Genomic DNA, 18,912 nt, shown 5'->3' with positions numbered 1-18,912 from the left:
GGCGCAGGTGGGGGCGGACCATGGCGTGTATCGATTGTCACCGTTGGTAACAGCGGCGGCCCCGCAGTGGCCGGCCGGGCGGATCTGGATCACAATGGTAGCGATCCCGCGCCACCGGGCGCGTCACGCAGGAGTCCCGCCATGAAACCGTTGGATTTCGTCCGTTCTCAGGGGCTATCCCTAGGCCCATCCCGCGGCCCGTTCCATGGCGTTTGGGCCGCCGCGCTCGCCGCCGCCTTGGCCTTGGGCGGTTGCGCCAACATGTCCGAAGAGCAACAGTCCGGCACCGCCAAGGGCGCGATGATCGGCGCTGCAGCCGGGGCCGTGCTGGGCGCCGTGACCGATGGCGGCAAGGGCGCGGTGCGGGGCGCGGCCATCGGGGCCGGGGTTGGGGCGCTTGGCGGCTATGTCTGGTCCAGCCGCATGGAGCAGCAAAAGCGCGAGATGGAGCAGGCCACCGCCGGGACCGGCGTGGCGGTGACGCAAACCGCCGACAACCGCCTGAAGCTCGAAATCCCGGGCGACATCTCGTTCGACGTCGGTCGTGCCGACATCAAGCCCAACTTCCGGGGCGTGCTCGACACCTTTGCCGCCGGCCTGAACCGCAACCCCGCGGCGCGCGTGACCATCGTCGGTCACACCGACAGCACCGGCAGCGATGCGATCAACAACCCGCTGTCGGTCCAGCGCGCCGCGGCCGTGCGCGACTACCTGACCACGCGGGGGGTTGCGGTCGGGCGCATCGCGATCGACGGGCGCGGATCGCGTGAGCCCGTCGCCAGCAACGACACCGCCGAGGGGCGCGCGCGCAACCGCCGGGTCGAAATCTTCGTCGCGGAGCAGGCGAGCTGATGCAGTTGTCGTTCACGAAGATGCAGGGGGCGGGCAACGATTTCGTCGTGCTCGACGAGACGCGGGGCCGCCTAGGCCTGAGCAGGGCCCAGTACCGCTGGCTGGCCGACCGGCACTTTGGCATCGGGGCGGACCAGATTCTGACGGTGCGGCCGGCGCCCCATGCGGATGTGGATTTCGAATACGTGATCCACAACGCCGACGGCGGCGAGGTGGAAAACTGCGGTAATGGGGCGCGCTGCTTCGTGCGTTACGTGCACGACGCGGGGCTGACGCCCAAGCGCACCGTGCGGGTGCAGACCCGCGCCGGGGTGCTGACGCTGGCGCTGCAGGACGACGGGCGCGTGACCGTGGACATGGGCGCACCCGTGTTCGAGCTGGCCCGGGTGCCGTTCGACCCCGCCGGTCTGCAGCCGATGCCCGAGGGCGCCTGGGAGCGTTGGCCGCTCGCCGTGGCGGCGGCGGGCCCCGCGCCCGTGCCGGTGGCGGTGTTGTCCATGGGCAATCCGCACGCCGTTCTGCGCGTTGACGACGTGGACACCGCGCCGGTGGCGCAGTGGGGGCCGGCGATCGAGTCGCACCCGCGCTTTCCGCGACGGGTCAACGTGGGCTTTTTGCAGGTGTTCGGGCGCGACCGCGCCCGGCTGCGGGTCTACGAGCGCGGCGCCGGCGAGACGCTGGCCTGTGGCACGGGCGCCTGCGCGGCCGTGGTGGCCGGCATCCGGCTGGGCTGGCTCGACGAGCGCGTGGATGTGGAACTGCCGGGCGGCCGCCTGACCATCGAGTGGCCCATGCACCAGGGCGTGCAATCCCCTGTGCGGATGACAGGGCCGGCCGAGCCGGTGTTCACGGGCGTGGTGGATGTGCCGGACTTGCCCTGACGGCGTCACGGTGGTGCGGCAGGCGCCCGCGCGCGGCCCGTCCTGCGCCACAATCGGGGCTGCTCGCGCCCCGTGGCGCACGCCGGAGACCAGCCCTTGAACCCCACCGCCCCGCTGCAGCCCATCACCGAGGACGACATCGCCCAGTTTCTGGTCAACACGCCGGACTTTTTCGAACGCCACGCCGAACTGCTCGCTTCGGTGCAACTGACCAGCCCGCACGTCGGCCGCGCGGTCAGCCTGATGGAGCGGCAGGTCGAGATCCTGCGCGAGCGGCTGCGCCAGCTCGAGCTGCGGGCGGCCGAGATGATCCGCCACGGCCAGGAGAACACCGGCCTGCTCGAGCGCCTGCACCGCTGGACCTGCGAATTGCTGGCGGTCAACGACCCGGCCGCGCTGCCCGCCGCCGTCACAGACGGGTTGGCGGCACGCTTCGACGTGCCCCAGGTCGCCCTGAAGCTGTGGGGGGTGGCCTCGCCGTGGGCGGATGCGCCGTTCGCGCAGGGCGCCAGCGACGATGCCCGGGCCTTTGCCACTTCCCTGCGCCAGCCGTTTTGTGGCGCCAACCCCGGGGTGGAGCCGGTGCAGTGGCTGGCCGACCCCGACGCCGCGGTGTCGCTGGCGCTGTTGCCTCTGCGGCGCGCGGAGGACGCACCGGCCTTTGGGCTGCTGGTGCTGGCCTCGCCCGATGCGCGTCGGTTCCAGGCCAGCGCGGGGACCGAGTTTCTGGCCCGCATCGGCGCTCAGGCGGCCGCGGCGTTGAGCCGCCTGCTGCCGGCCGCGGACTGACGCCGGAGGTACGGTGCGCCGGAGCCCGCCATGGATGCGACGACCGACGATCTGGCGCTGATCGCGGACTATCTGACCCATGTCCGGGTGGAAAAGCGGCTGGCCGCACGCACCCAGGCACTGTACGCCGCGCATTTGCACGATCTGTACCGTCGTGCGCAGGCCGAGGGCACCGAGCTGAAGGCCGTAACCCCGTCCCAGGCGCGCCACTGGGTGGCCCAACTGCACGCGGCCGGCCGGCAGCCGCGCGGCATCGCGCTGGTGGTGTCGAGCTGGCGCGGGTTCTACGATTGGCTTGGGCGCACGGGGGGCATCGACCGCCACCCCCTGCACGGGGTGCGGCCGCCCAAAGCGGGCAAGCCGTTGCCTAAGGCCTTGGCGGTGGAGGATGCCCTGCGGCTGGCGCACGGTCCGGCCCAAACCGCTGGCGGTGACCGGGTGACCGAGGCGCTCGCGCATGCGCAGCGCTGCGGCGACCGGGCCATGGTGGAGCTGCTCTACGGCAGCGGCCTGCGCTTGGGGGAACTGTTGGGGCTGGACGTGCAGGCCGGGCCCCACGCCCGGGGGTGGGTCGATGCCCAGGCAGGCGAGGCCCATGTGTGCGGCAAAGGGGGTAAATGGCGCACCGTGCCGGTCGGCGGCCCGGCCCTGGCGGCGCTGGCCGATTGGCTGTCGGTGCGCGCGCAGTTACTGCGGGTGCCGGATGAGTCGGCGCTTTTTGTTGGCGTGCGCGGCGAGCGGCTCACGCCGCAGGTGGCGCGCCGCCGTCTGGCGGTCTGGGCGGCCGAGGCCGGCGTCGCCGTGCACGTGCATCCCCACATGCTGCGACACAGCTTTGCCAGTCATGTGCTGCAGTCCAGCGGCGACCTGCGCGGCGTGCAGGAGCTGCTGGGCCACGGCAGCATCGCCAGCACCCAGATCTACACGCGGCTCGACTTTCAACACCTCAGTCGGGTGTACGAGGCCGCCCATCCGCGCGCTCGCCGCGGCGCCGGGGCGACGGCTGGGCCGGGCGCGGCAGAGCCCACACCGCCCGCCGCTGCGGGTAACCCCGATGGGTAGTCGGCTATCCGCTCGCGCGACAATGTTTGACCCGACCGGGAGGCGATCCCTACCTTCCGCCCCCCTGCTGCATGATTAGGAGACCGGTCCATGAAAGCCCTCTGGCGCACCCTCACGCTGTTTTTTGCCTCACTGGCCTTTGCCGCGGCGGCCCAGGCTGCCGAACCCGTCAAGGTCGTCTACCACCTGAGCGAAGGCATCCCCCAGGCATCGCGCGCGGTCCAGAACATCCGCAACCACCTGGCGGCCGATCCGTCGGCCAAGATCGTGGTCGCGACGCACGGCCTGGGCATCGACTTCCTGCTCGAAGGTGCCACCAACCAGATGGAGCAGCCGTTTGCCGGCGCAGTGGCCGATCTGGCCAACCGCGGCATCGAGTTCCGCGTGTGCAACAACACCCTGGTGTCGCGCAAGATCGACGCCGCCAAACTGGTGCCCGAGGCCAAGATCGTGCCCTCCGGCGTGGCCGAAGTCGCGCGGCTGCAGGCGCGCGAGGGCTTCGTCTACCTGCGGCCCTGAGTCCGCGCCGCCCGGGGTGGGACAATCCACCCCCATGAAGACGATCCGACTCAAGGCGGGCAAGGAACGCTCGCTGCTGCGCCATCACCCCTGGGTGTTCGATGGCGCCATCGACCGCGGCCGGGCCGATCCCGGCGAGACGGTGCGGGTGGAAAGCGCCGAGGGGCGCTTTCTCGCGTGGGGGGCGTATGCGCCCAGCTCCAAGATTCGGGTGCGCGTCTGGAGCTTCGACGAAGCCGAGCGCATCGATGCCGCGTTTTTCGAGCGGCGGCTGCGCGCGGCCGTGCGGTTGCGCGAGCGGCTCGCCATCGACAGCGACGGGGTGCGGCTGGTGCACGGCGAGTCCGACGGCCTGCCGGGCCTGGTGGTGGACCGTTACGGGGACCTCCTCGTGGCCCAGTTTGGCAGCATCGGCGCCGAGCGGCACAAGGACCTGATCGCCGACGCCCTGCTGCGGGTGACGGGCCTGCAGCGCGTGTACGAGCGCTCGGACGCGAGCGTGCGGCAGCTCGAGGGCCTGCCGCCGGCGACCCGCTGGCTGCGCGGCGACGGGCCCACGGAATGCGTAATCCACGAACACGGCTGGCGCCTGAGCCTGGACGTGGCCGAGGGCCATAAGACTGGCTATTACCTGGACCAGCGCGACAACCGGCGCGCCTGCGCCGAGCTGACGCGGCGCTTTGGCTGGGGCGATGTGCTCAACTGCTACAGCTACACCGGCGGCTTCACGGTGGCGGCGCTCGCCGGAGGCGCGCGCCATGTGACGTCGATCGACTCTTCCGGCCCGGCGCTGGAGCGCGCGCGTCGCAACGTGGCGCTCAACGGCTTCGACGCGGTGCGCTGCACCTTTCTGGATGCGGACGTCAACGCCAGCCTGCGTGCCTTCTGGGCCGAGGGACGGCGTTTCGACGCCATCGTGCTCGATCCGCCGAAGCTCGCGCCCTCCGCCGCGCACCTGGAGCGTGCCGCGCGCGCCTACAAGGATGTCAACCGGCTGGGCTTCAAGCTGCTCCAGCCCGGCGGTGTCTTGTTCACCTATTCGTGTTCCGGCGCGGTCGGGGTGGAGCTGTTTCAGAAGATCGTCGCCAGCGCCGCGCACGAGGCGGGGGTGGAGGCGACCATCCTGGCCCGCCACGGCGGCGCCCCCGATCACCCGACGGGACTGGCCTTCCCGGAGGGCGAGTATCTCAAGGGCCTGGTGGTCTGGCGCCGGCCCTGACGGCGCCCAGACCTTGACAGTCCCCCTACACTGATGCCATGGCACTCATTCCTGCAACCATCCTGACCGGCTTTCTCGGCTCGGGCAAGACCACGCTGCTCAAGCGCGTCCTCACCGAGGCGCACGGCCAGCGCATCGCCGTCATCGAAAACGAGTTCGGCGAGGAAAACATCGACAACGACATCCTGGTGGCCGACACCGAGGAGCAGATCATCCAGATGAGCAACGGCTGCGTCTGTTGCACCATCCGCGAGGATCTGCGCAGCACGCTGTCGCTGTTGGCGGCCAAGCGGCGCAAGGGACTGCTGGCATTCGACCGCGTGGTCATCGAGACCACGGGCCTGGCGGACCCGGGGCCGGTGGCGCAGACCTTCTTCATGGACGACGAGGTGGCCGAGAGCTTTTTGCTCGACTCGATTGTGACGCTGGTGGACGCCAAGCACGCCCAGCAGCAGTTCGACGAGCGGCAGGAGGCCCGCCGCCAAGTCGGCTTCGCGGATCAGCTCTTCATCAGCAAGGCCGATCTGGTGTCGGCCGACGAACTCGATGCGCTGATCCATCGCCTCAAGCACATGAACCCGCGCGCGCCGATCGAGACCGTGCACTTTGGTCAGGTGCCGCTGTCCAAGGTGCTGGATCTGCGGGGGTTCAATCTGAACGCCAAACTCGACATCGATCCGGACTTCCTGAAAGCGGACGCACACGATCACCACGACCACAGCCACTGCGACCACGACCGCGGGCATTGCGCGCACGACCATGACCACGACCATGGGCATAAGCACGGACACGGACATGCCCGGCACCACCACCACGACGACGACGTCAAGAGCTTCGTCTGGCGCAGCGAGCGGCCGTTCGACCCGCACAAGCTGGAGGACTTTCTGGGCGCGGTGGTGCAGGTCTGGGGGCCGAAGCTGCTGCGCTACAAAGGCGTGCTGCACATGCAGGGCACCGACCGCAAGGTGATCTTTCAGGGGGTGCACCAGCTCATGGGTAGCGACCTCGGCCCGGTGTGGAAGCCCCACGAAAAACGCGAGAGCAAGATGGTGTTCATCGGCATCGACCTGCCACGCGACATCCTGACGCAGGGGCTGGAGCAGTCGCTGGCCTGAGCCGCGTGTGCCTCGGCCGCAACGACCGCATCGGCCTTGTGGGGCGGCATCGACGACTGCGCTGATGACTGCGCTTACAATCGGCCCCCAATTCGGACGGGTGCGCCCCCGCGACAGGGAGGTTGCGGGGCCGCCGCCGCAGCGCGGCAGCACCCGGCCAGCCAGAGGAGATGCGCCGTGAAGAACCGTCCGCCGTCGAGCGGGGCCCCGTCCCCCGATGCCGGTTCCGACCTCCCGCCCACCGCGGCGGGGGGCGAAGACAAGGCGCGCGCGGCGCGCAAACCCTCCGCCGCGGCCGCCCGCCGCGCCGAGAAGGCGGCCATGCATGCGCAGACCACCGAGGCTGTCGCGCCGACCCACGATCCGCATGCGGCCAAGGCCAGTTATTCACCCGAACCCGTCATGACCACGACCGCCACGCCCGCAGCCGCCGCGCTGTGCAAAGACCCCACACGAGCCGACAACTGGAAGAAGCTGCCCCTCGAGCAGCTCACGGACGCCGACATCCTGGCCATGCCGGATGCGGAATACATGAACGACGTCCAGTTGGCCTACTTCCGGCGCAAGCTGCAGGCGCTCAAGCAGGATATCCTGAACAACGCCGGCGAGACGACCGAGCATCTGCGCGAGGACACGGTGGTCGTGCCCGATCCGGCCGATCGCGCCACGATCGAAGAAGAGCACGCCCTGGAGCTGCGCACGCGCGACCGCGAGCGCAAGCTGCTCAAGAAGATCGAACAATCGCTGGCGCGCATCGACAGCGGCGACTACGGCTATTGCGAAGAAACCGGCGAGCCCATCGGCGTGGGCCGCTTGCTGGCGCGGCCGACCGCCAGCCTGTCCATCGAGGCCCAGCAGCGCCGCGAGCTCAAGCAAAAGCTGTTCGGCGACTGAGTTCGCATGGCCCCGCGGGGCCGGCATTCTCCCCCATCCGCCACCATGTCCGCCCCGCCGAATCCCCCGGACAGCGGCGGCTGGTGGAGCCGAATCTGGCGGCGGTTGCGCGCCAATGCATCGGGGGACGGCGCCGTTCGCGGCCTGGACGAGGAGCGGCGCGCTCTGAAAGCGGCCATCCTGCGCAAGCGCCGCAACGACCGGGTGCGCCACAACGAACTCAACGAACTGCGGGCGCGGATTCGCGCCCGGCGCGCTGCCGCCGCGCCGGCGGAATCGCAGCAGGCCAGCCCGCCCAGCCTGCCCGGCGTCGCTGGCGCGCGCAGCGGGTGGCCCCGGCGCGGGCCGGACAAGTCCCGCACCATCGAGCAGATCGCGCGCATCGAGGCGCAGATGGGGCGGCACTGGACGCCGCGCGCAGCCGAATCCTCGGGTCTGCGCATCGGCGCGCCGGCGCCCGCGTCCGCCGGCCCTATCGTCAGCCGCCATCTGCAGGCGCGCGCCGATGGCTTTGGCATGAGCATTGATCTGCTGACCGCCGAGCCGTCCGCGCAGGCGCCCGCGCCGGAGGTGCTGCTCACCCATCCCGCCCTCACCGAAGCGGCCGTCCGTTTTGCCAACGGCCGGCTGGACGAGGCGCGGCAGGTGTTGGAGACCGTGCAGGCCCAGGAGGTGCGTACGCCGCTGGCCCGCCTGGCCGGTCGGATGCTGCTGGAGGTGCTGTGGGCCGCCGGCGACGTGGAGGGTTTCGAGGAATGGGCCGCCGAATGGGCGGAGCGTTTTCGGCAGCCGGTCCCACGCTGGCCGGTGATGCGGCCGCCCGCCGAGGCCCCATCGGGGGGCACGTCGGGGACCGCAACGACCGCCGCCTGGCACACCTGGGTCTGTCCGCCGTTGCTGGATGCGGCAGCGGTGACGGCGCTGGCGGCGCTGGCCGAGCGCAGCAACGGGGCTCCCTGGCTCGACTGGTCGGACTTGCTGTCGGCCGAAGCCGATGCCGCCGCACGTCTGGCCGCCCTGTTCGAGCGCTGGGCCGATCGGCCCCTGACGATGCGCTGGCGGGGCGGCGCGGTGTTGCGGAGGCGCTTGAAGGCCAGTACCCCGTCCGGGCGGCGGGAGAACCCCGCTGTGTGGTGGCGCTTGCGCCTGGCGGCGCTGCGCCTGATGGGGCGGCGCGACGAATTCGATCTGGTCGCGCTGGACTACTGCGTCACCTACGGCGAGGTGCCGCCTACGTGGCACGACCCGGTGGCCCACGTCGAGCCGGCCGAGGCGTTGCCCGAGCCGCCAACGGCCGCCGCGCCCCCAGCCGCGTCCCCCGCCGAGGTGCCGCCCGAGCCCGCGCCCGCCGAATCGATGCTGGCATGGCCCGTGGTCGTCAGCTCGGTGACGGCTGGCGAGTCCGAGTTCCCCGCCGTACCGACCCAAATGGCGGGCTGGTCGATCCAGACCCAGACGGGCGAGGCGGGGCCGGCCGTCTGCCTGGAAGGCGTTTTGCAGGGCGACATGGCGCAAGCGCTCCAGGCGCTCGACGCTGCCGTGGAAGATGTGGCGCCCCGGGCGGAAGTACCGGTGGAGGGTGCGGTGTCGCCCCTGAGCCGCGTGCTCGTCATCGACGCACGGCGGCTGCAGCGCGTCGATTTTGCGGCTGCCGGTGCTTTGCTGCAGTGGCTGCTGGCCGCGCGCGGGCGGGGCGTGCGGGTCGAGCTGGACGGCGTCAACCACCTGCTGGCCGCGTTGTTTCATGTGGTGGGGATCGACGAGGTCGCCACCGTCCGGCTGCGACAATACTGACCATGGAACGAGAATCCTCTGCCGGTGCCGTCTTTCACGGCACCACGATTGTCTGCGTGCGCCGCCCCGATCCGGCCGATCCGGCGCGGATGCAGGTCGCCATGGGCGGCGACGGCCAGGTCACGCTCGGCGCCGTCGTCGTCAAGGCCAGCGCGCGCAAGATCCGCCGCCTGCACCGTGACCAGGTGCTGGCCGGTTTTGCCGGCGCCACCGCCGATGCCTTCACGCTGTTCGAGCGCTTCGAGGCCAAACTGGAAAAGCACCAGGGCCACCTGCTGCGCGCCGCGGTGGAGCTGACGCGCGACTGGCGCACCGACCGCGTGCTGCGTCGGCTGGAGGCGATGCTGGCGGTGGCCGACCGCAGCGCCAGCCTCGTCATCACCGGCAACGGCGACGTGCTGGAGCCGGAGCACGGGATCGTGGCGATCGGCTCCGGCGGCGCCTATGCCCAGGCCGCGGCGCGCGCGCTGCTGGAGCACACGGCGCTGCCGGCCGAGGCCGTGGTGCGCGAGGCGCTGCGCATCGCCGGGGACCTGTGCATCTACACCAACCAACACCACACCGTGGAGGTGCTGGCATGAGTGCCGCGATGACGCCGCAGGAGATCGTCTCCGAGCTGGACGCCCACATCATCGGCCAGCAGGCCGCCAAGCGCGCGGTGGCCATCGCGCTGCGCAACCGCTGGCGCCGCCAGCAGGTGGACGCGAAGCTGCGGCCCGAGATCACGCCGAAGAACATCCTGATGATCGGCCCAACCGGGGTCGGCAAGACCGAGATCGCGCGCCGGCTGGCCAAGCTGGCCAACGCGCCGTTCATCAAGGTCGAGGCGACCAAGTTCACCGAGGTCGGCTACGTCGGCAAGGATGTCGACAGCATCATCCGCGACCTGGCGGACGTGGCCGTCAAGCAGACGCGCGAGGCGGCGATGGCGCGTGTGCGCACGCGCGCCGAGGACGTGGCCGAGGAGCGCATCCTGGACGCGCTGCTGCCGCCGCCGCGCGACGGTGACGCCGGCCGCGACGGGCCCGCGCGCCAGGTGTTCCGCAAAAAGCTGCGCGAGGGGCAGCTCGACGACAAGGAGGTCGAGATCGACGTCGCCGCGCCGCAGCCGCATTTGGAGGTGATGACCCCGGCGGGCATGGAGGAAGTGGCCGAGCAGTTGCGTGGCCTGTTCGGCCAGCTCAACCTCGGTCAGCGCAAGACGTGCAAGCTGCGCATCGCCGAGGCGCGCCGCCTGCTCGTCGAAGAGGAAGCCGCCAAGCTCGTCAACGAGGAGGAGATCCGCGCCGAGGCGATCCAGAACCTGGAGCAAAACGGCATCGTCTTCATCGACGAGATCGACAAGGTCGCCTCGCGCAGCGACGTGGCCGGCGCCGACGTCTCGCGCCAGGGCGTGCAGCGTGACCTGCTGCCGCTGGTGGAGGGCACCACGGTCTCCACCAAATATGGCCCGGTCAAGACCGATCACATCCTGTTCATCGCCAGCGGGGCGTTTCACCTCAGCAAGCCCAGCGACCTGATCCCGGAGCTGCAGGGGCGCTTTCCGATCCGGGTGGAGTTGCAGCCGCTGTCGGTGCAGGACTTCGAGGCGATTCTGACGCAGACGCATGCCAGCCTGGTGCGCCAGTACCAGGCGCTGCTGGCCACCGAGGGGGTGACGCTCGTCTTCACCGACGACGGCATTCGCCGCATCGCCGCCATCGCCTGGGAGGTCAACGAGCGCACCGAGAACATCGGCGCGCGCCGCCTGGCCACGGTGATGGAGCATCTGCTCGACGAGGTGAGCTTCGAAGCGTCCCGCCGCACGGGGCAGACCGTCACGATCGGCGTGGCCTACGTGGACGAGCGGCTGGCGGCGCTGGCGCGCAACGAGGATCTGTCGCGCTTCATCCTTTGAGGGGGGGCTTTACTCCTCAGGTGCCGCTTTCAAGCTGTTTTGCAAACGCTTGATTTTGTGTGTCTTTTGAAGGCCGATTTGCCCTGCAAATCGGCCTTAAGTCTTTGATTTCACAAGAAAAAAGGCGACGACTGGCTTGTGGTGCGCCGGCTTTTGGTGCTACAGTGGGAACAAGTGCAAAAAAGTGGTGAAAAGTGGTTCCCATCAGCCGGATTTGACCCGTGTTCCAAGGCGCCTCGTCCCTCAGTCTCGATGCCAAAGGCCGGCTCTCGGTGCCGACCCGGCACCGTGACGTCCTGAGCGCGACCGCAGGGGGCCAGCTCACCATCACCAAGCATCCGCACGGCTGTTTGATGATCTTTCCGCGCCCGGAGTGGGAGGCGTTTCGCCAGCGCATCGCGCAGTTGCCGATGTCAGCCCAGTGGTGGAAACGCATCTTTTTGGGCAATGCGCAGGACGTGGAGATGGACGCCCAGGGCCGCGTGCTGATCGCCCCCGAGCTGCGCGCCGCCGCCAGCATCACCAAGGAGGCCATGCTGCTCGGCATGGGTAACCACTTCGAGCTGTGGGACGCGGCCACCTACGCGGCCCAGGAGGCCGAGGCGATGCGCGGCGAGATGCCCGAGGCCTTCCAGGACTTTTCTTTCTGAGGGCAGGGCGGTGCAGATGACCTACCCCCATCGCACCGTCCTGTTGAGCGAAGCGGTCGAGGCCCTTCAGATCCAACCGGACGGTCACTACATCGACGCCACCTTCGGTCGCGGCGGCCACAGCCGCGCGATCCTGGCGCGTCTGTCGCCGGCGGGGCGCCTGACGGTGTTCGACAAAGACCCCCAGGCCATCGCCGTGGCGCAGGCGCTGGCGGCGCAGGACGCGCGCGTGGCGGTGCGGCATGAGGGCTTTGCGGCCCTGGGCACGCTGCCGCCGGCCAGCGCGGACGGGCTGCTTATGGATCTGGGGGTCAGCTCGCCGCAGCTGGACGATCCGGCGCGCGGCTTTTCCTTCCGCCACGACGGCCCGCTGGACATGCGCATGGACCCCACGCGCGGCACGAGCGCTGCCGAGTGGCTGGCCACGGCTTCGGTGGCCGAGATGACGGAGGTGATTCGTGACTACGGCGAAGAGCGGTTTGCTGCATCGATTGCAAAGGCGATTGATCGTCGCCGACAGGAACGGGGGGCTGTTCGAACCACCGCCGAGCTGGCCGAAATCGTGGCTGGCGCGGTCAAAACCCGCGAGCCGGGCAAGGACCCTGCAACGCGCACATTTCAGGCTGTTCGGATTCACGTCAACGCCGAGCTTGAAGAGCTGCAACAAGCGCTCGGCGCCAGTCTGAGCGTGCTGCGCCCGGGTGGGCGGCTGGTGGTGATCAGCTTCCATTCGCTGGAGGACCGGATGGTCAAGCAGTTCATGGCCCGGCACGCCCGGCCGGCCGTGGACCGGCGCGCACCGATGGTCGAGCCGCCGCCGCCCCTGCTCGCGCACGTCTCGCGCACCATGCCCGGCGCGGCCGAGGTGGAGGCCAACCCGCGTGCGCGCAGCGCGGTGATGCGTGCCGCGACCCGCACCCCCGCCCCGCTGGCTGCGGGCGCCGTGGGGCGTGCAGGGGCTGCTGGATCGGTCGGGAGGCGGCGGGCATGACGCGCCTGAGCCTCGCCCTCCTGCTGGCTTTGCTGGCCAGCAGCTTCTATTTGGTGACGTTGCAATACGAATCGCGGCGGCTGTATGTGGCCAACGAGCGCGCGCGGGCGCAGGCCAGCCGGTTGGCGGCCGAGCACGAGCGCCTGGTTGCCCAGCAGCGCGCCCAGGCCGCCCCGTCGCGGGTGCAGCAGATCGCCCAGCGCCAGTTGCAGATGCGCCCGGCCCACCCCGGCATCACCGAGTATGTGGCCATGTCGTCGACCGAGGTCGCTCCGGGGGGTCGCCCATGAGTCGCCGGCTCGCCACCGCGCCCGTGTCCGCGCGCAGCATCCCATACGGCAGCAGCCCGCTGTTGACCAGCGCGACGCCGGTCTGGCGCAGCCGCTTCATCGTCGGGATGCTGGCGCTCGCCTTCGTCGGGTTGGCGGCGCGCGCGGCCTATGTGCAGGTGATCGGCAACGATTTCTTTCAGCGCCAGGGCGAGGTCCGCTACGCGCGCACGCTGGAGCTGCCGGCCAGCCGCGGGCGCATTCTGGACCGCAACGGCATGATCCTGGCCACCAGCGTGGTGGCGCAAAGCGTCTGGGCCGACCCCGAGGACGTGGATCGCAACCACCCCGGGCTGCGCGACGCCGCGCGGCTGCTGGGCATGCCGCTGGCCGAGCTGCAGCGCCGGCTGGACGTGGGTGAGAAGAACTTCGTCTGGATCAAGCGCCAGGTGGACGAACCCGTGGCGCGCCAGGTGCAGGCGCTGGGTATCAAGGGTCTGTACCTGCGCAAGGAGTACAAGCGGCAGTATCCCCAGGGCGAGGCCGTCGCGCACGTGGTCGGCTTCACCAACGTGGAGGACCGGGGCCAGGAGGGGGTGGAGCTGGCGTTCGAGCGCGAACTGCTCGGCCGCCCCGGGTCGCGCCGGGTCATCAAGGACCGCCTGGGCCGCATCGTCGAGGATGTGCGCGACATCTTGCCGCCGGTGGATGGCAAGGACTTGCAGCTTTCCATCGACGGCAAGATCCAGTTTTTTGCTTACCAGCGCCTGGCGGAGGCGGTGCAGCAGCACAACGCGCGCGGCGGCAGCGCGGTGGTGCTGGATGCGGTGAGCGGCGAGGTGCTGGCGCTGGCCAACTACCCCAGCTACAACCCCAACGATCGCCGCAACCTGACCGGCGAGCAGCTGCGCAACCGGGCGCTGACCGACAGCTTCGAGCCGGGCTCGACCATGAAGCCCTTCATCGCCGCGCTGGCCCTCGACAAGGGGTTGGTCACCCCAGAGACGCCGATCCAGACCGCCCCGGGCCGGCTGCAGATGGGCGGGTTCACCATCTCGGACGTGCATGCGTACGGCGTGCTGACCGTCAACGAGGTGATCCAGAAGTCCAGCAATGTCGGCACCGTCAAGATGGCGATGCAGATGCAGCCGCGCGACATGTGGGAGGCCTACACGCGCGCGGGCTTCGGGCACAAGCCGCAGGTGCCCTTTCCCGGTGCGACCAGCGGCCGCCTGCGCGCCTACAAGACGTGGCGGCCCATCGAGCAGGCGACCATGAGCTACGGCTACGGCCTGTCGGTGTCGCTGTTGCAACTGGCGCAGGCGTACACGGTGTTTGCCCGCGATGGCGAGCTGGTCCCGATCACGCTGATGCGCACCGACCAGCCCGCGCACGGCGTGCGCGTGTTCAGCGAACGCAATGCCTTGGCCGTGCGGCGCATGCTGCACATGGCCGCGGGGCCCGGGGGCACCGCCCAACTGGCGCAAACGGTCGGCTACTCGGTCGGCGGCAAGACCGGCACCGCCCGCAAGCAGGAGGGCAAGGGCTACGCGGCGCGCAAATACCGCAGCTTTTTCGTCGGGCTGGCACCGGTGGATCAGCCGCGGGTGGTCATCGCCGTGATGGTGGACGAGCCGGGCAACGGCGTCATCTACGGCGGGGCGGTGGCCGCGCCGGTGTTTTCGGACGTGGCGCAGCAGACGCTGCGCCTGCTCGGCGTGCCGCCCGACATGCGGGTGCAGCCGCAGATCGTCGCCGACGTGATCGAGGAGGAGCCGGTCTGATGGCGCCGTCCTGCGCTACCCTCGACGCCCTGCTGGCGTGGCTGCGCGCGCGCGGCGCCACCGGGTTGTGCGCGGACAGCCGCCAGGTCCGCCCCGGCGATGCGTTCGTCGCATGGCCGGGCGCGGCGGCCGATGCCCGGCGCTTCGTGCGCGCGGCCCTCGAGGCCGGCGCTGTGGCCGCCGTCGTGGAGGCGCAGGGGCTGGCCGGCTGGCTGAGCGCTCACCCCGATGCGGCTTTCGACCTTGCCCCGGCCGATGCCCCCTCCAGCGCGTCACGGGTGGCCGCCTATGCCGGCCTGCGCGCGGCGGCGGGGCCGCTGGCCAGCGCGTTCTGGCATGCCCCCAGCCGCGCGCTGGACCTGATCGCCGTGACCGGGACCAACGGCAAGACCTCCACCGCATGGTGGACGGCACAGTGGCTGCAGGCGGCCGGCGTGGGGGCGGGCCTGATCGGCACGCTGGGCATCGGTCGGCCGGGCGCGGCCCTGGTGCCGACCGGCTTGACCACCCCCGATCCCGTGACGCTGCAGCGCGCGCTGCGCGCCTTTGCTGACGATGGCCTGCGGGCGGTGGTGCTGGAGGCGTCCTCCATCGGCATCGAGGAAGGGCGGCTGGACGGTGCCCGTGTCCACACGGCCATCTTCACCAACCTGACGCAGGACCACCTGGACTACCACGGCACCATGGAGGCCTATTGGGCCGCCAAGCGGCGCCTGTTCGACTGGCCGGGCCTGCAGGTGGCGGTCGTGTGCGTGGACGACCCCTACGGGCGGGAGTTGGCGCAGGCGCTGGCCGCGCGTCCGGCGGATGGGGGGCTGGACCTCTGGACCTATGCCACCGGCCCGGCGGCGACGGACGCCCGCCTGCGCCTGCTGACGCGCGAATGGTTGCCCAACGGGGCCCGTTTCACGGTCGCCGAAGGCGCCACCCACACCACGTTCGAATGGCCGGTGGTGGGGGACTACAACCTGGGCAATCTGCTGGCCGCCATGGCGGTGTTGCGCAGCAGCGGGCTGCCGTGGTCGGCCATCGTGGGCGCCAGCCACGGGCTGACCCCCGTGCCCGGCCGCATGCAGTCGGCGTGGGGAGCGGCCGACGGTCCCGCGGACGGTCTGCCGCTGGTGCTGGTCGATTACGCCCATACGCCGGATGCGGTGGACAAGGCGCTGCAGGCGCTGCGCCCCCTGGCCGCGCGCCGGGGCGGGCGACTGTGGTGTGTGCTCGGCTGCGGGGGTGACCGCGACCCCGGCAAGCGCCCGCTCATGGCCGCCGCTGCCGAGCAGGGGGCCGACCGCGTGGTGCTGACCAGCGACAACCCGCGCAGCGAGGACCCGTTGCAGATCCTGGCCCAGATGCAGGCCGGGTTGGCGGCGCCGGCGCGTGCTTGGGTCGAGCCCGATCGGGCTGCCGCCATCGATCGCGCCGTGCGCGAGGCTCAGGCCCGTGACGTGGTGCTGCTGGCTGGCAAAGGGCATGAGGACTACCAGGAGATCGCCGGCGTGCGCCGGCCGTTTTCCGATCTCGATCACGCGCGCGCCGCATTGCGTCGGCGCCGGGAGGCAAACGCATGACGGCCCCCCGGACACCGCTGGAGCGCTTACCGATGGATGGCCTGGGGGCCCTGCTGGCCGCTTTGCCGGGCGCCCGCGCCGTCGGCGACGTGGAGGTGCTGGCGCCGCAGCGGGTGCACACCGACACCCGCACCCTGCAAGCGGGCGATCTGTTCGTCGCGCTGCGCGGCGAGCGCTTCGACGCGCGCGACTTTTTGCCGCAGGCGGCCGCAGCCGGCGCCATCGGGGCGGTGGCGCAGCGGGGCTTGGCCGCGGCCGGGCTGCCCGGGGTGGAGGTGCCGGACAGCCGCCTGGCCCTGGGTCAGTTGGCCGCGGCGTGGCGCGCCCGCTGGCATGCCCCGCTCATCGCCGTCACCGGCAGCAACGGCAAAACCACCGTCACGCAGATGACCGCGGCCATTTTGCGCGCGGCGGTCGGCGAGGCGGCCCTGGCCACCCAGGGCAATTTGAACAACGACATCGGTGTGCCGCTGACGCTGCTGCGCCTGCGCCCCATGCACCGGCTGGCAGTGGTGGAGCTGGGCATGAATCACCCAGGCGAGATCGCCCAGCTGGCCGCGCTGGCCCGCCCCACGGTGGCCCTGGTCAACAACGCCCAGCGCGAACACCAGGAATTCATGGCCAGCGTGGAGGCCGTGGCGCGCGAAAACGGCGCCGTGCTGGCCGCTTTGCCGGCCGAGGGCACCGCGGTGTTCCCGGCGGACGATCCGTTCACGCCGCTGTGGCGCACGCTGGCGGCGGGCCGCGCGACGCTGACCTTTGGTGCGGCGGGGGCCGACGTGTCCGCGCAGGCGGACTGGGTGGACGGGGCCTGGGCGCTGCGCGTGACGACGCCGGCCGGGGCATTCGACACCCGGCTGCGCATTGCCGGCCGCCACCATGTGCGCAACGCCCTGGCGGCCACGGCCTGCGCGCTGGCGGCCGGGGTGGCGCTGGACGCGATCGCGGCGGGGCTGGCCGCCTTCGAGCCCGTGACGGGCCGCTGCCGCACCCAGTCGCTGCGGCTGGCGGGCGCCGCCTGGACCGTGGTGGACGACAGCTACAACGCCAACCCGGACTCGGTGCGCGCGGCCGTCGATGTGCTGGCCGAACTGCCCGGGCCGCGCTGGCTGCTGCTGGGCGACATGGGCGAGGTGGGCGACCAGGCGCTGGCCTTCCATGACGAGGTGCTGCGCCACGCGCTCGCACGCGGCATCGACCGCATCTGGCTGGCGGGCGACTGGATGGGGCGCGCGGCGGCCGCCGTGTCCGCCACCCACTCCACCGCGCCGTCGCCGGTGCGGCATTTCGCCTCGGTGGAGGCGCTGCTGGCCGCCTTGCCCGCGGCCGTGCCGGCCGGCGGGGGCAGTCTGCTGGTCAAGGGGTCGCGCTTCATGCGCATGGAGCGGGTGGTCGCCGCCTGCGAGGCGCTGGCGCGCGCCACGGATGGGGAGGGCTCGACGCATGTTGCCTAGTCTGGCGCAGTGGCTGCAGGGCGTCTGGCCCGAGCTGGGTTTCCTGCGCGTCTTCCAGTACCTGACCTTTCGCGCCGTGATGGCCGCGATGACCGCCTTGCTGGTCGGCGTGGCGGCCGGGCCGTGGTTCATCCGGCGCCTGACCGCGCTCAAGATCGGCCAGCCGGTGCGCGCCTACGGCGTGCAGGCCCACCTGAGCAAGAGCGGCACCCCGACCATGGGCGGGGTGCTGATCCTGTTTGCCATCACGGTCTCGACGCTGCTGTGGTTCGAGTGGTCGAACCGCTTCGTCTGGGCCGTGCTGGCCGTCACCTGGGCCATGGGGGCGATCGGCTGGGTGGACGACTGGCGCAAGGTGGTGCGCAAGGACCCCGAGGGGATGCGCTCGCGCGAGAAGTACTTATGGCAGTCCGTCATCGGGCTGGTGGCGGCGTTCTATCTGGTGTTCGCCATCTCGGAGGGGTCGAACGCCGGCGTGTGGGCGCTGTTCACCGACTGGATCCGCTCCGGCTTCACCATCGATCTGCCGCAGCAGGCGGGCCTGATGGTGCCCTTTTTCAAGGAGATCAGCTATCCCCTGGGCGTGACGGGTTTCGTCCTCCTGACCTATCTGGTCATCGTGGGTGCGAGCAACGCGGTCAATCTGACCGATGGCCTGGACGGGCTGGCCATCATGCCGGTGGTGATGGTGGGCTCGGCGCTCGGGGTGTTTGCCTATGTGACGGGCAACGCCGTCTTTGCGCGCTATCTGCTCGTGCCCTTCATCCCCGGCGCGGGCGAGGTGCTGGTGTTTTGCGCCGCCATGGCCGGCGCGGGGCTGGCGTTCCTGTGGTTCAACGCCTATCCGGCGCAGGTCTTCATGGGGGACGTGGGGGCGCTGGCCCTGGGCGGGGCGCTGGGCACCATCGCCGTCATCGTGCGGCAGGAGATCGTGCTGGCCATCATGGGCGGCATTTTCGTCGTCGAGGCGCTGTCCGTGATGCTGCAGGTGGGCTGGTTCAAGTACACCAAGCGCCGCTATGGCGAGGGCCGTCGCCTGCTGAAGATGGCGCCGCTGCACCACCACTTCGAGAAGTCCGGCTGGCGCGAGACCCAGGTGGTGGTGCGCTTCTGGATCATCACCATGCTGCTGTGCCTGATCGGCCTGTCCACGCTCAAACTGCGGTGAACC

General features: G+C 70.7%; 18 protein-coding genes. All 18 read left to right on the top strand.

The window, feature by feature from the left end; all coding sequences use genetic code 11:
• Window positions 1–261: 261 nt before the first annotated feature.
• The 18 genes from V7026_RS04485 (at window position 262) to mraY (ending at window position 18,909) form a co-directional block, all read left to right on the top strand.
• Complete coding sequence (locus V7026_RS04485; protein WP_334154089.1) at window positions 262–852, top strand: OmpA family protein; 591 nt, start codon at window positions 262–264, stop codon at window positions 850–852.
• On the top strand, window positions 852–1,733 hold the full coding sequence (dapF, locus tag V7026_RS04480; protein WP_334154088.1) for a diaminopimelate epimerase: 882 nt from the start codon (window positions 852–854) through the stop codon (window positions 1,731–1,733). The genes V7026_RS04485 and dapF overlap by 1 nt, the downstream gene beginning before the upstream one ends.
• Window positions 1,734–1,829: 96 nt before the next feature.
• The gene (locus tag V7026_RS04475; protein WP_334154087.1) at window positions 1,830–2,522 is read left to right on the top strand and encodes a DUF484 family protein; all 693 of its coding nucleotides are present in this window, start codon (window positions 1,830–1,832) and stop codon (window positions 2,520–2,522) included.
• Between the two features lie 30 nt (window positions 2,523–2,552).
• Window positions 2,553–3,584: a tyrosine-type recombinase/integrase gene (locus V7026_RS04470; protein ID WP_334154086.1), complete on the top strand. Its 1,032-nt coding sequence runs from the start codon at window positions 2,553–2,555 to the stop codon at window positions 3,582–3,584.
• Window positions 3,585–3,674: 90 nt separating this feature from the next.
• Window positions 3,675–4,103, top strand: coding sequence for a DsrE family protein (locus V7026_RS04465; protein WP_334154085.1), 429 nt, complete (start codon window positions 3,675–3,677; stop codon window positions 4,101–4,103).
• Window positions 4,104–4,137: 34 nt separating this feature from the next.
• The gene (locus V7026_RS04460) at window positions 4,138–5,322 is read left to right on the top strand and encodes a class I SAM-dependent rRNA methyltransferase (RefSeq protein ID WP_334154084.1); all 1,185 of its coding nucleotides are present in this window, start codon (window positions 4,138–4,140) and stop codon (window positions 5,320–5,322) included.
• Window positions 5,323–5,360: 38 nt separating this feature from the next.
• A complete protein-coding gene (locus V7026_RS04455) occupies window positions 5,361–6,437 on the top strand; it encodes a CobW family GTP-binding protein (RefSeq protein ID WP_334154083.1) in 1,077 nt (358 codons plus the stop codon).
• A gap of 177 nt (window positions 6,438–6,614) precedes the next feature.
• Window positions 6,615–7,331 carry an RNA polymerase-binding protein DksA gene (gene dksA / locus V7026_RS04450; protein WP_334154082.1) on the top strand — a complete coding sequence of 239 codons (717 nt, stop codon included), beginning with the start codon at window positions 6,615–6,617 and terminating at the stop codon, window positions 7,329–7,331.
• Window positions 7,332–7,376: 45 nt separating this feature from the next.
• A complete protein-coding gene (locus tag V7026_RS04445; protein ID WP_334154081.1) occupies window positions 7,377–9,125 on the top strand; it encodes an STAS domain-containing protein in 1,749 nt (582 codons plus the stop codon).
• Between the two features lie 2 nt (window positions 9,126–9,127).
• The gene (hslV, locus tag V7026_RS04440; RefSeq protein WP_334154080.1) at window positions 9,128–9,706 is read left to right on the top strand and encodes an ATP-dependent protease subunit HslV; all 579 of its coding nucleotides are present in this window, start codon (window positions 9,128–9,130) and stop codon (window positions 9,704–9,706) included.
• On the top strand, window positions 9,703–11,022 hold the full coding sequence (hslU, locus tag V7026_RS04435; RefSeq protein ID WP_334154079.1) for an ATP-dependent protease ATPase subunit HslU: 1,320 nt from the start codon (window positions 9,703–9,705) through the stop codon (window positions 11,020–11,022). The genes hslV and hslU overlap by 4 nt, the downstream gene beginning before the upstream one ends.
• Window positions 11,023–11,243: 221 nt before the next feature.
• Window positions 11,244–11,672 (top strand): division/cell wall cluster transcriptional repressor MraZ, encoded by a 429-nt coding sequence (gene mraZ, locus V7026_RS04430; RefSeq protein WP_334154078.1) that lies wholly within the window; start codon window positions 11,244–11,246, stop codon window positions 11,670–11,672.
• A gap of 16 nt (window positions 11,673–11,688) precedes the next feature.
• The gene (gene rsmH, locus V7026_RS04425; RefSeq protein WP_443082314.1) at window positions 11,689–12,663 is read left to right on the top strand and encodes a 16S rRNA (cytosine(1402)-N(4))-methyltransferase RsmH; all 975 of its coding nucleotides are present in this window, start codon (window positions 11,689–11,691) and stop codon (window positions 12,661–12,663) included.
• Window positions 12,660–12,953: a cell division protein FtsL gene (ftsL, locus tag V7026_RS04420; protein WP_334154075.1), complete on the top strand. Its 294-nt coding sequence runs from the start codon at window positions 12,660–12,662 to the stop codon at window positions 12,951–12,953. The genes rsmH and ftsL overlap by 4 nt, the downstream gene beginning before the upstream one ends.
• Window positions 12,950–14,716: a peptidoglycan D,D-transpeptidase FtsI family protein gene (locus tag V7026_RS04415; protein ID WP_334154074.1), complete on the top strand. Its 1,767-nt coding sequence runs from the start codon at window positions 12,950–12,952 to the stop codon at window positions 14,714–14,716. The genes ftsL and V7026_RS04415 overlap by 4 nt, the downstream gene beginning before the upstream one ends.
• Window positions 14,716–16,287: a UDP-N-acetylmuramoyl-L-alanyl-D-glutamate--2,6-diaminopimelate ligase gene (locus tag V7026_RS04410; RefSeq protein ID WP_334154073.1), complete on the top strand. Its 1,572-nt coding sequence runs from the start codon at window positions 14,716–14,718 to the stop codon at window positions 16,285–16,287. The genes V7026_RS04415 and V7026_RS04410 overlap by 1 nt, the downstream gene beginning before the upstream one ends.
• The gene (locus V7026_RS04405; protein WP_334154072.1) at window positions 16,284–17,741 is read left to right on the top strand and encodes a UDP-N-acetylmuramoyl-tripeptide--D-alanyl-D-alanine ligase; all 1,458 of its coding nucleotides are present in this window, start codon (window positions 16,284–16,286) and stop codon (window positions 17,739–17,741) included. Before V7026_RS04410 ends, V7026_RS04405 begins: the two co-directional genes overlap by 4 nt.
• Entirely contained in the window at window positions 17,731–18,909 is a 1,179-nt protein-coding gene (gene mraY, locus V7026_RS04400) for a phospho-N-acetylmuramoyl-pentapeptide-transferase (RefSeq protein WP_334154071.1), read from the top strand. The genes V7026_RS04405 and mraY overlap by 11 nt, the downstream gene beginning before the upstream one ends.
• Window positions 18,910–18,912 lie beyond the last annotated feature (3 nt).

The organism is Tepidimonas sp., assembly GCF_036825565.1.
In the GTDB taxonomy this organism is placed as follows: domain Bacteria; phylum Pseudomonadota; class Gammaproteobacteria; order Burkholderiales; family Burkholderiaceae_C; genus Tepidimonas.
This window is presented reverse-complemented; position numbering and strand designations above follow the sequence as displayed.